General features: G+C 74.5%; 8 protein-coding genes. All 8 read right to left on the bottom strand.

Features of this window, described 5'->3' with window-relative positions:
* Window positions 1-185: 185 nt before the first annotated feature.
* Entirely contained in the window at window positions 186-3,701 is a 3,516-nt protein-coding gene (tmk, locus tag ACFV61_RS01200; RefSeq protein WP_380489363.1) for a dTMP kinase, read from the bottom strand.
* A 228-nt stretch (window positions 3,702-3,929) separates the two neighbouring features.
* Window positions 3,930-6,812 (bottom strand): type I DNA topoisomerase, encoded by a 2,883-nt coding sequence (topA, locus tag ACFV61_RS01195; RefSeq protein WP_380489361.1) that lies wholly within the window; start codon window positions 6,810-6,812, stop codon window positions 3,930-3,932.
* Window positions 6,813-7,202: 390 nt separating this feature from the next.
* The gene (locus tag ACFV61_RS01190; protein ID WP_063348697.1) at window positions 7,203-7,661 is read right to left on the bottom strand and encodes a DUF3592 domain-containing protein; all 459 of its coding nucleotides are present in this window, start codon (window positions 7,659-7,661) and stop codon (window positions 7,203-7,205) included.
* 249 nt (window positions 7,662-7,910) lie between these two features.
* Window positions 7,911-9,443, bottom strand: a complete 1,533-nt coding sequence (locus ACFV61_RS01185; protein ID WP_380489358.1) for a methyltransferase — start codon at window positions 9,441-9,443, stop codon at window positions 7,911-7,913.
* A 138-nt stretch (window positions 9,444-9,581) separates the two neighbouring features.
* Window positions 9,582-10,307 carry a hypothetical protein gene (locus ACFV61_RS01180; RefSeq protein WP_380489355.1) on the bottom strand — a complete coding sequence of 242 codons (726 nt, stop codon included), beginning with the start codon at window positions 10,305-10,307 and terminating at the stop codon, window positions 9,582-9,584.
* A 42-nt stretch (window positions 10,308-10,349) separates the two neighbouring features.
* Entirely contained in the window at window positions 10,350-10,589 is a 240-nt protein-coding gene (locus tag ACFV61_RS01175) for a cyclophilin-like family protein (RefSeq protein WP_380489353.1), read from the bottom strand.
* A gap of 204 nt (window positions 10,590-10,793) precedes the next feature.
* Window positions 10,794-11,213: an ATP-binding protein gene (locus tag ACFV61_RS01170; protein ID WP_063348694.1), complete on the bottom strand. Its 420-nt coding sequence runs from the start codon at window positions 11,211-11,213 to the stop codon at window positions 10,794-10,796.
* 165 nt (window positions 11,214-11,378) lie between these two features.
* Window positions 11,379-11,720 carry an anti-sigma factor antagonist BldG gene (gene bldG / locus ACFV61_RS01165; protein WP_049659132.1) on the bottom strand — a complete coding sequence of 114 codons (342 nt, stop codon included), beginning with the start codon at window positions 11,718-11,720 and terminating at the stop codon, window positions 11,379-11,381.
* Window positions 11,721-11,769: the final 49 nt, after the last annotated feature.

Raw genomic sequence — 11,769 nt, 5'->3', positions numbered from 1 at the left:
ACGGGTCCCCACCCACCCCCACGGCGCCCCCCGGCGGGCCCACCCCCTAATGCAGGCCCCCCCCCACCCACGGCGAGGGGGGGCCCCGCCGGGGCACACCCCCCCCACCCCGCCCCCCCTCGTCCGTACCGCTGTCCTACCGTCGTCCGTACCGCCGCACGCCCGAGGCCGGCCCCGGCCGCCCCTCAGCCCCGACGGCCCCAGCGACGGCCCTTGCCCTTGCCGCCGCCCTCGCCCTCGCCGACCCCGCCCTGGTCGCCCCCGGAGGCGGGCCGGTCCTGGCCGCCACGCGGGTCCTGCGGGGCCGGGCCGCCGTGATTCCAGCGCGCCCACTCGTCACGCGAGCCGAGCAGGGTGTCGGTGAGGCTCGGCAGGTCGTCCATCGGCGTCTCCTCGGCCCACTCCGGCCGGGGTCGCTCGGCGGTGGCCTGCGACTCGTCGGCGGGCTGCGGCTCGTCGCCGACCACCGGCAGCTCACGGGTGCTGTCCACCGGCTCCTCGCGCCACAGCCCCAGCGGCACCCGGTCCTCGGTACGGCCCGCCCCCGCACGGCCCGGCTCCACCCGGCCCGGGGCCGGACGCTCCGACACAGAACGCTCCGACACAGAACGCCCCGGCGCCGGACGCCCCGGCTCGATCCGCGGCAGCACCGCGGTCCGGTCCGCCTCCTCCGTGACCTTCGGCAGCACGGCCGTCTCGTCCACGGCGGTCAGCGGGACGACCGGCAGCTGGGCGGTCGCGTCGGCGGCCTCCGCCGCCCGGACGGCCGCCTGGCTGTCCCGCAGCGACAGCTCCCGCGTCGCCTCGTCGGTGCCGCCGGGCCCGGGAGTGCCCACGGGCCCCGCCCCCGGGACGTCCCGGACGGCCCGCAGCTCGGTGGTCACGGCGTCCCCGGGAACCGAACCAGCGGCCGGACCGGCAGCCTGACCAGCAGCCGAGCCCGAGGCCGAACCGGCCGAGCCCGCCAGGCTGGCCGATCCCGCCGCCGCCCGATCCGCCGCCGTCTGCGCCGCCGCAGCCGCGGCCGCGAGCGCGGCGGCCTGCGCCAGCCGGGCCTCCTCGGCCCGCTGCAGCGCCTCCTCCGCCCGGCGGCGCTGCTCCTCGCGCTGGAGCTCCCGCTGCCGCTGCAGCTCCGCCTGGGCGGCCGCCTCGTCGGCGAGGCGCTTGCGCTCGGCGGCCTCCGCGGCCAGCCGGGCGTCCTCCTCGGCCTTCCGCTTGGCCTCCTCCTCGGCGCGGCGGCGGGCTTCCTCCTCCGCCCGGCGGCGGGCCTCCTCCTCGGCCTTGCGCCGGGCCTCGGCGGCGGCCCGTTCGGCCTCCTCCTTGGCCAGCCGCTCCTGCTCGGCCTGTTCGGCGCGCAGCTGCGCCAGCACTTCCTGCCGCTTGCGCTCGGCGGCCTCGGCCTCGGCCTTCTTGCGGGCCTCCTCGGCGGCGCGGCGCTCGGCCTCTTCGCGGGCGAGCCGCTCCTGCTCGGCGCGGGCGTCCTTCTCCTGCTCGGAGAGCGGCAGCTCGCGGTCGAGCCGGTGCCGGATGGCGGTGGTGACGAAGCCGGGGGCCTGGCTGCCGTCGACGACCAGGTAGCGCGCCGGGTCGGCGGCCGCGAGGGCGAGGAAGCCGGCCCGGACCCGCTGGTGGAACTCGGTGGGCTCGGACTCCAGCCGGTCGAGCGCCTCGGTGAAGCGCTCCCGGGCCCTGGTCGGGTCGACGTCCAGGACGACGGTCAGGTCGGGCAGCAGCCCGCCGGTCGCCCAGCGGGAGATCCGGGCGACCTCGGTGGCGGCCAGGTCGCGTCCGGCGCCCTGGTAGGCGATGGAGGAGTCCATGTACCGGTCGGTGATCACCACGGCGCCGCGGGCGAGGGCCGGCCGGATGACGTTCTCGACGTGCTCGGCCCGGTCGGCGGCGTAGATCAGCGCCTCGGCGCGGTGCGACAGGCCGGTGTTGCCGACATCCAGGACGAGGCCGCGCAGCCGCTGGCCGACCGGGCTGCCGCCGGGCTCGCGGGTGAGCACGACCTCGTGCCCCTTGCCGCGGATCCACTCGGCGAGCGCCTGGGCCTGGGTGGACTTGCCGGCGCCGTCGCCGCCCTCCAGGGCGATGAAGAAGCCGGTACCGGCGCCCTGGCGCGGGGCCGGGCCGACGGCGCCGCGCACCGCGTCGACCAGGTCCCGGCCGAAGGGCGCGGTGCCGCGCCGGTCGTCGGTCCGCAGCAGGACGACGGCGGCGAGGACCAGCGTGAGCAGCCCCGAGGTGGCGACGGCCAGGGCCGCACCGCCGTGGATGAAGGTGAACGAGCCGGGCTCGACCGTGCCGTACTCGACGTCCCCGTACGCCGCGGCGATCAGCGGGACGACGACCAGCGCGGCGCCGACCACGACCCGCAGCACCGCGTACAGGTGCTCGGTGACCTTCGGCAGCCGGGCCTCCTCGACCTCCTGGCCGAGCAGGGTGCGCCCGGCGGAGACGACGATCCCGGCGGTGAGGCCGGCCAGCACGATGAGGGCCAGGACGAGGACGAAGTCCAGCACCAGCCCGGCCAGGATCAGCGCCACACCCTCGGTGAGCAGCGCCAGCGCGAGCAGGCGGCGGCGGGAGAGCGCGGGCAGCGTGGCCCGGGTGAGCCGGGAGCCGAGGGCGGGCGCCGCGGTGGCGGCGAGGACCAGCAGGCCGTAGCCGATCGGCCCGGCCCGGTGCTCGGCGGCGGTGAGCAGCGCGAGCGCGGCGACGCCGGCCATCGAGGCGTACCCGGCGGCGACGGCGAAGGTGAAGTACGGGGCGCTGCCGGTGCGGCCCTTGCTCAGCGCGGGGCCGGGCGTGGCGTCGGTGGGGGCGCGCAGGCCCTGCAGCGGCGAGTGCGGGGCGACGGCCACCGGGCCGACGGGCAGCTGCTGGAGGTAGTCGCGGGCGGCCGAGGCGGCGAACAGGCCGGCCGCGCCGAGCGCGGCGAAGGTGACCTGGTGGGCCCGGAGCCAGTCCGAGCCGAGAGCGGCGCCGATGTTGTTCAGCAGGGTGAGGGCGACCAGGCCGGCGGCCGCGAGCGGCAGGGTGGCCCAGCCGGTGAAGCGGTCGATGCTCCGGACGGTGTCCAGGTGGGCGGCGGCGGGCCGCTGCTCGGCCGCGGGGGCGTACGGATCGGCGGGCGGCAGCAGGCCGGGGACGGCGGCGTCCTTGGCGATCCCCCGGACCCGCTCGGCGGCACCGGTGACGAACACGGTGGCGAGCAGGACGTAGGCGGCGGCGCCGGAGGGCTTCGGGCCGGAGCCCAGCCAGACGGTCCACCAGGGGGCGAGGCCGATCAGCAGGGCGCACAGCGCGTCGGCGCCGAACAGCGTCCAGCGCCGGTCCAGCCGGCCGGCGACCAGTCGGTGCACCGGTCCGAGCAGCGCGACGCCGACCAGCCCGGTGGCCGCCAGCCGGACGGCGAGGACCGCCGTGACGGCGAAGGCGAGGCTGCGCGGCAAGGCGCCGAACTGGCCGCCGAGGGCGACGGCGATCACGGTGAGCGCGAGCAGCACCAGCAGGCCGAGCCGGTCGGCGGTGCCGCCGATCAGCTGGGTGGTCCACAGGCGCCGGTAGGGGCGCGTCCGCAGCAGCGCGCGAGCCCGGTCGACCGGGGTCCCGGCTGGCGCGACCTCGGGCAGCCCGGACGTGGCGTCGCGGGCGGCCGGGGCGGCGCTGGGGGTGGGCTGCTCCTCGCTCGTCATACGGTCAGCGTAGCGGGCTGGGGTTGACCGGAATGAGATGAACGGGGTTCCGGATCCCGCTCATCACCGGGTTGTGACGTTCCGCGCACACCGTCCGACCGGCCTCGGGCCCGCGTCCCCGGGGTGGGGTCGCGGGCCCGTAAGCACTGGCGGGACTCTGGCGGAGGCGCCGGCGAAGGCGCTGGCAGCGGCACCGACGGAGCCCCCTGCCGGAGGATCCGGAGGAGATCAGCCCTCGTCGGTGGCCGCGGCCTTCCCGACGGCGGTCTTCTTGGCCGCCGTCTTCTTCGCCGCGGTCGCCTTCGTCGCGGTCGCCTTCGTCGCGGTCTTCTTGGCGGCGGTCTTCTTCGCGGCCGCGGTCTTGGTGGCCGCGGTCTTGGTCGCCGTCGCCTTCTTGGCCGGGGCCTTCTTCGCCGGGGCCTTCTTCGCCGTCTTCTTCACCGGCCCGCGCGCCCGCTTCTCGGCGAGCAGCTCGTAGCCGCGCTCCGGCGTGATGGTCTCGACCTCGTCGTCCTTGCGGAGCGTGGCGTTGGTCTCGCCGTCGGTCACGTACGGCCCGAAGCGGCCGTCCTTGACCACGACGGGACGCTCGCTGACCGGGTCGGTGCCCAGCTCCTTGAGCGGCGGGGCGGCGGCGGCCCGGCCGCGCTGCTTGGGCTGGGCGTAGATGGCCAGGGCCTCCTCCAGGGTGACCGTGAACATCTGCTCCTCGTCGGTGAGCGAGCGGGAGTCGGTGCCGCGCTTGAGGTACGGGCCGTAGCGGCCGTTCTGCGCGGTGATCTCCACGCCCTCGGCGTCGGCGCCGACCACGCGCGGCAGCGAGAGCAGCCGCAGCGCGTCCTCCAGGGTGACGGCGTCCAGCGACATCGTCTTCAGCAGCGAGGCGGTGCGCGGCTTGACCGCGTTCTTGCCGGTCTTGGGCGTGCCCTCGGGCAGGATCTCGGTCACGTAGGGGCCGTAGCGGCCGTCCTTGGCGACCAGCATGTTGCCGCTGACCGGGTCCGGGCCGAGCTCGAAGTCGCCGCTGGGCTTGGCCAGCAGTTCCTCGGCCAGCTCGACGGTGAGCTCGTCCGGCGGCAGCTCGTCGGGGATGTCGGCGCGCTGGCCGGGCTCGCCCTCGACGTCGGAGGCGCGCTCGACGTACGGGCCGTAGCGGCCGACCCGCAGGGTGATGTCGTCGCTGATCCGGAACGAGCTGATCTCCCGGGCGTCGATCGCGCCGAGGTCGGTGACCAGTTCCTTCAGGCCGCCCAGGTGGTCGCCGTCGCCGTTGCCGGCCTCGGCGGCGCCGCCGGTCGCGTGGCCGTCGCCCTCGCCGAAGTAGAAGCGCTTCAGCCACGGCACGGACTTGGCCTCGCCGGCCGCGATCCGGTCGAGGTCGTCCTCCATCTTGGCGGTGAAGTCGTAGTCGACCAGCCGGCCGAAGTGCTTCTCCAGGAGGTTGACCACGGCGAAGGAGAGGAAGGACGGGACGAGCGCCGTCCCCTTCTTGAACACGTACCGGCGCTGGATGATCGTGTCGATGATCGACGCGTAGGTGGAGGGGCGACCGATCTCCCGGTCCTCCAGCTCCTTGACCAGCGAGGCCTCGGTGTAGCGGGCCGGCGGCTTGGTGGCGTGGCCCTCGGGGGTGAGCTGCTCGGCGGCCAGCGGGTCGCCCTCGACGACCTGCGGCAGCCGGCGCTCGCGGTCGTCCAGCTCGGCGTTCGGGTCGTCCGCACCCTCGACGTAGGCCTTGAGGAAGCCGTGGAAGGTGATGATCTTGCCGGAGGCGGAGAACTCGACGTCACGGCCGTCCGCGGACGCGCCGCCGACCTTGACGGTCACCGACTGGCCGACCGCGTCCTTCATCTGGGAGGCGACGGTGCGCATCCAGATCAGCTCGTAGAGCCGGAAGTCGTCACCGGTCAGGCCGGTCTCGGCGGGGGTGCGGAAGCGGTCGCCGGAGGGGCGGACGGCCTCGTGCGCCTCCTGCGCGTTCTTGACCTTGCTGGCGTAGGTGCGCGGGGCGTCCGGCAGGTAGTCGGCCCCGTACAGCTGGGTGACCTGCGCGCGGGCGGCGGAGATCGCGGTCTCCGACAGCGTGGTGGAGTCGGTGCGCATATAGGTGATGAAGCCGTTCTCGTACAGCTTCTGGGCCACCTGCATGGTCCGCTTGGCGCCGAAGCCCAGCTTGCGGCTGGCCTCCTGCTGGAGCGTGGTGGTGCGGAACGGCGCGTACGGCGAGCGGCGGTAGGGCTTGGACTCGACGCTGCGGACGCTGAACGCGGTCTGCTCCAGGGCGGCGGCCAGCTGCCGGGCGGCCTGCTCGTCCAGGTGCAGGGTGTTGGCGCTGCCGGCCTTCAGTCGGCCGTCCGAGCCGAAGTCGCGGCCGGTGGCGATCCGCTTGCCGTCCACCGAGGACAGGCGGGCGCCGAGGGTCTCCGGGTTGGCCGCGTCGGCCGGGGTGCGGCCGGTGCCGAAGGTGCCGACCAGGTCCCAGTACGAGGCGGTGCGGAAGGCGATCCGCTCGCGCTCGCGCTCGACCACCAGCCGGGTCGCGACGGACTGCACCCGGCCCGCCGAGAGCTTCGGCATGACCTTCTTCCACAGCACCGGCGAGACCTCGAAGCCGTAGAGGCGGTCGAGGATGCGGCGGGTCTCCTGGGCGTCGACCAGGCGCTGGTTGAGCTCGCGCGGGTTGGCCACCGCCTCCTGGATCGCCGTCTTGGTGATCTCGTGGAAGACCATCCGGTGCACCGGCACCTTGGGCTTGAGCACCTGCTGGAGGTGCCACGCGATGGCCTCGCCCTCGCGGTCCTCATCGGTGGCGAGGAAGAGCTCGTCGGACTCCGCGAGCAGCGACTTCAACTTGCTGACCTGGGACTTCTTGTCCGCGTTGACCACGTAGATGGGGGCGAAGTCGTGGTCGACGTCCACCCCGAGGCGGCGCACCTCGCCGGTGTACTTGTCCGGGACCTCCGCCGCGGTACTGGGGAGGTCGCGGATGTGCCCGACGCTCGCCTCGACGATGTAGCCGGGGCCCAGGTAGCCCTTGATCGTCTTCGCCTTGGCCGGCGACTCGACAATGACGAGTCGCTGTCCGTGCGCGGTCTCGCTGCTCGGGGACACCTTCGCTCTTCTCTCCCGGTCCTTATCTGGGCTGGTCGGCGCAGGCAGCACGGGCTGCGCTCCGCCCGACCCCTCCACCGCCCCGGGGCTGCCGCTGTACGACGACCCCACCAGCGGAGTGTGACCGTACCCCGGCCACTCTTGTCAAACGGAAGGATCCCGCGTTTTCACTTTGCCGGGCTCACCGACGCCACTCGAACGGTAACCCGATGACGGAGGTTCGCGCCCCGTGGAGGGGGGGTTCGGCGGGTTCCGGAGGATGGAATGACGGATTTCAAAATCTGTCAACGGAATATCGACGGCCCCACGGAGGGCCGCAGCGGGGCCTCCGCAGAGCGCCGGCCACCGGTTCCCGGCGAGCCCGACCGGGGTCGGGCGTACGCCCCGGATTCAGCCGTTGACCGCCACGAGCAGCCCGGCACCCGCCGCCAGACAACCCATGCCGAGCACGCTCCACAGCAGGTCGGCGACGGCGGCCCGGCGAACCTCCCCGGCCGCCAGCACCACCCGGCTCGGGCGGCGCGGGTCGTAGCAGATCCGCACCGGGGCGCCCGGGGTGAAGCGGTCCGGACGGCGCAGCGGAGTGTGTCCGCGCGGACGGGTGAGCACCAGCTCGGCGATCCGGCCCGCTCCGGCCCCTTCGGCCGGGGGCAGGACGGAGAAGGAGAGCAGCGGGGCGCTGTCGAGCTGGCCGTGCGCCTCGTCCTCGGCCACGACCGTGGCCACCGCCGACGCCCCCGAGCGGCGCATCCGGTGGCGCAGGCGCACCTCGGCGGCGCACCAGAGCAGCAGCACGCCACCGAAGAGGGCGAGCACCAGCCCGCCCACCGTCGCCGTCGTCGTGTCCACCCCTGGCCCCCGGCTCCCCAGCTCTGTCCACAGCCTGTGGACAGAGCCTCACAGCAGGGGGCCAACGCGCGGCGGCCGACCGGAGACCGCCGGACGAACCGGGGAGTACGGGAAGGTGAACCGGCGCCGACCGCCCCCGCCAGGGGCGCCGCACCGAGGGCGCCGCGCCCGGGTGCATCACCCCGAGGACGCCGCGCCGGGTGCGCCGGGTGCGCCGCGGTGCAGGCGCGCCGCGCCAGGTGAACCGGGTCAGCCTGCCGGGCAGATGAACCCCTGCTCGGTCAGCAGCCGCAGCGACTCGGGCACCCGGTCCCGCAGCACCACCCGGTCCTCGCCGAGCAACTGCGCGATGGCGTCCACGATCTCGCCCGCCGACAGCGAACCGTCACAGACCCCGACGAAACCGGCACCCACCGTGTCCACCTTGGTGGCCCGCCGCATGCCCCGGTTGTGACGCAGGATCACGTGCTCCGGGTCCTCCGCGCCCGGCTCGCCGACCTGCTCCTGAACCACCTCGTCGGCCAGCACGTAACGGGTCGCGAGCAGGCCCGCGTCGTCGTGCGAACGCAGGAAGTCCTGCCGGTCGAACCACTCCTCGATGTGCGGGCCCAGCGGCTGCTCCACCGGGTGCGGCCACTCCTCCACCCGGACGGTCGGGCGCTCCGCGCCGCTCGCCCGCAGGGTGATCCAGCCCATGCCGATGCCCTCGACCCGGCCCGCCTCGAAGGCGTCCAGCCACTCGCCGTACCGGGCCTGGTAGTCGCCGCCCGGACCGCGGTGATCGCCGCCGTCCCGCAGCCACAACTCGGCGTACTGGGCGACGTCCTGGACCTCCCGCTGGACGATCCAGGCGTCCAGCCCGGTGCCCGCCACCCAGCCGGCCAGCCGCTCGTGCCAGTCCTCGCCCTTGACGTGCTGCCAGTTGGCGAGCAACTGGCAGTAGCCGCCCGGCTCCAGGTGGTCGGCGGCCGAGCGGACCAGGCTGCGACACAGGTCGTCGCCGGCCATGCCGCCGTCGCGGTAGGTGAACCGGCCGGTCGGCGAGATCACGAACGGAGGGTTGGAGACGATCAGGTCGAACCGGCGCTCCCCGACCGGCTCGAAGAGGCTGCCGGTGAGTGCCTCCCGCCGCTCGAAACCGGACAGCGCCAGGGTCAGCTCGGAGAAGCGCAGCGCGCGGGGGTTCAGGTCGGTGGTGGTCACCTGCCCGGCGTGCCGGGCCGCGTGCAGCGCCTGCACACCGGAACCCGAACCGAGGTCCAGCGCGGACCGGACCGGACGGCGCACGGTGATGTTGGCCAGCGTCGTCGACGCGCCGCCGACCCCGAGCACCAGGTCCTTGCGGGCCACCCCGTGCGCGGTCTCGCCGGATCCGATACCACCCGCGCCACCCACCGCGCAGCCCAGGTCGGACACCACCCAGGCGTCCGAACTGTCCATCCCGGCCACCTCGTTGGCATACGGTCGGACGTCCACCGTCGCCCGCACCAGCTCACCGTCGGAGCGCAGCCAGCCGTCGGCCAGGCAGTCCTCGACCGGCAGCGCGGCCGCGGCCACCCGGTACGGCACCGGCTGCTGGAGCAGGAACAGCCGGACCAGCGTCTCCAGCGGGCTGCCGCCCCTGGTCGCCCGCAGCGCCGGCACGGCCTCGCTACGGGCCAACGCCGCATAGCCGGTGGGCCCGAGCAGGTCGAGGCAGCCATCGGCGGTGAACGAGGCGGCGAGCAGCGCCTCACGCAACTTGGCGAGGCGGGTCTGGTCGAGAACGGGGCTACTGATCACCCCGCCATTGTCCCCCGCCCCGGACCGGGCGGCCGCCGGGTCCGGGGCGGGTCGGGGGCCGTCTTCGGGGGCGGGTCGGGGGCAGGGTCGGGCACCCTCCGGACCGGCGCCGGGGCGGCTGGCCCGACGGCCCCGGGCTCAGCTCGCGCTGGGCACGGGGGTGGTCGGGGTGGTCGGCGGGGCGGCGGGCGGGCTAGCCGGGGTGGTGTCGGTGCCCGCGGAGGGGGTGGTCGACGGGCTCGCGCCGTCCGTCGCGCCGGGCGCGGGCGTCCCACCGGGCGCCCCGGCGCTCGGGGTGGCGGACGCGCCACCCGGGGCCGCGGAGGCGGGCTTGCAGCCGTCCTGCTTGGCCATGGCCGCGCCGAGGTCGCCGCGCTGCAGCTTGCCCTGCGCCTGCGTGGACAGCGAGGCCAACTGCTGGATCTGGTCCGAGATGCTGCGCAGGCCGTCCGCGAACTTCGACTGGTCGGTGTTGGTCACGGCGTCCAGCTTCTTCTGGATGTCCTGATAGCCGTCGGCCGCCTTGGTCAACTCGGCGACGGCGTCCTTCTGCAGGTTCTCGCCGTCCTTCACCTTGGGCACCCCGGCCGCGGTGATGGCCGCCGCGATGTCCTGGTTGGTCTTGGCCAGCCGCCCGATGTCCGTCGAGAGCCGCTTCTGCAGCTCGGTCGGGGTCTCGCCGGTCTTCACCTGGGCGGTGTCGGCGAGCGCGGCCTGCGCCTGGACGATCGGGTCCTTGGCCGAGCCGCAGACGTTCGACGCCCAGGACTCCAGCTGCTTGCCGTTGTCGTCGCCGCCGCAGCCGACGGCGCCGAACGCGAGCAGCGCGCCGAGGACGGGTACGGCCAGCAGTCGCTTGTTCACCGGGAGGAGCCTTTCGGTTTCGGTCGTCTTCGGTCGTCGAACCTACACGGCCGATGTCCGCCGCCTGCCGGCCGGTTCCCGGGCCCCGGGTTGCCCCCACCGGGTGCCCGGCCCCGCCCGGGCGCGCTCGACGCGGATCGGGCGGATCGGATCGCCGGGCCGGACGGCACGCGGCACGCCGACCGGCGTGCCGAAGTAGACCTCTTCGCCCCAGGTGCTCACCGAGGAGCTGATCGGCAGCTCGACCCGGAGCGCCTCGGTGGTGGGTGCGGCCTCCAGCATGGCGGCGGCCTGTCCTGCCTGCGCCCAGCCACAGAATGCGAATCCGCAGGGGCTTCCTTGTCGCGACGGGTCCGATCACCGATCGGACCCGGTCGTGCCGGAAGCAGCGAACCGCCAGATTCAACAACGTTTCAACGCGTCCCCGAGGACCGGGCCGATGCCCGAACCACCCCGGGCACACGAGGCACGCCGAAGGTCGGGCCCTCAGACCACCACGGACTCGACCGAGACCGGCCAGCTCATCCGGATCAGGCCGCCGTCCGTGCCGTTGGTGACCTCAAGGTCCTCGACCAGACCGGTGATCACGGCGAGGCCGAGGGTGTCCTCGTCCGGGTCCGCCCCCTCGGCGGCGCCGGGGGCCGGGACGGCGGCGGGGCCGGCCTCGTCCTCGACCTCGATGAGGAAACGCTTCTCCTGGTCGGTCAACGCGACCCGGACCGTGCCACCGATGCCGCCGCGCTGGTGCAGGCCGACCGCACGGGAGCAGGCCTCACCGACCGCGAGCCGTACCTCGTCGAGCACCGACTCGTCGACCCCGGCCCGTCTCGCGACGGCCGCGGCGACCAGCCGGGCCGTTCGCACGTGCTCCGGAAGCGCACTGAATCGAAGTTCGACGGTTGCCATCTCTCCCCTTCGGGGTGCTCCGACCAGGGCCGACGATGCGGCCCCTGCGGGCCGGCGGAACCGGCCCCGGGGCGGCCGGGAAGCACCGGGGCCCGCAGGCCCCGGCACCCCGGACGCTTGGAACGAACGGGCCGGCCTCCACGGGCACGGGCCGGCCCGGCCGCGTCAGTCGGTCGCGTTGACCGCGTCGTCCACCGAGGTGTGGATCGGGAAGACCTTGGTCAGGCCGGTGATGCGGAAAATCTTCAGGATGCGCTCCTGGTTGCAGACCAGGCGCAGCGAGCCCTCGTGGGCACGCACCCGCTTCAGACCGCCCACCAGCACACCGAGGCCGGTCGAGTCGAGGAAGTCAACGCCTTCCATGTCGACGACGAGGTGGTACTTGCCGTCGTTGACGAGCTCGACCAGCTGCTCCCGCAGCTTCGGGGCGGTGTACACATCGATCTCGCCGCCAACCTCGACGACCGTACGATCGCCGACTGAACGGGTCGACAGGGACAGGTCCACGGAACCTCCAGCACCTTGCCTTGCTACGTCATGTGCGATCCTCGGCCGG

Origin of the sequence: Kitasatospora sp. NPDC059817 (genome assembly GCF_042731835.1) — a bacterium.
In the GTDB taxonomy this organism is placed as follows: Bacteria; Actinomycetota; Actinomycetes; order Streptomycetales; family Streptomycetaceae; genus Kitasatospora.
Note: the sequence above shows the minus strand (reverse complement) of the source record. Positions and strands in the feature narration are given on the sequence as shown.

Bases quoted from the DNA above. Each gene is read 5' to 3' on its own strand.
- ACFV61_RS01175 (WP_380489353.1), bottom strand. From the start codon at position 10,589: ATGCTGGAGGCCGCACCCACCACCGAGGCGCTCCGGGTCGAGCTGCCG.
- ACFV61_RS01170 (WP_063348694.1), bottom strand. From the start codon at position 11,213: ATGGCAACCGTCGAACTTCGATTCAGTGCGCTTCCGGAGCACGTGCGA.
- tmk (WP_380489363.1), bottom strand. From the start codon at position 3,701: ATGACGAGCGAGGAGCAGCCCACCCCCAGCGCCGCCCCGGCCGCCCGC.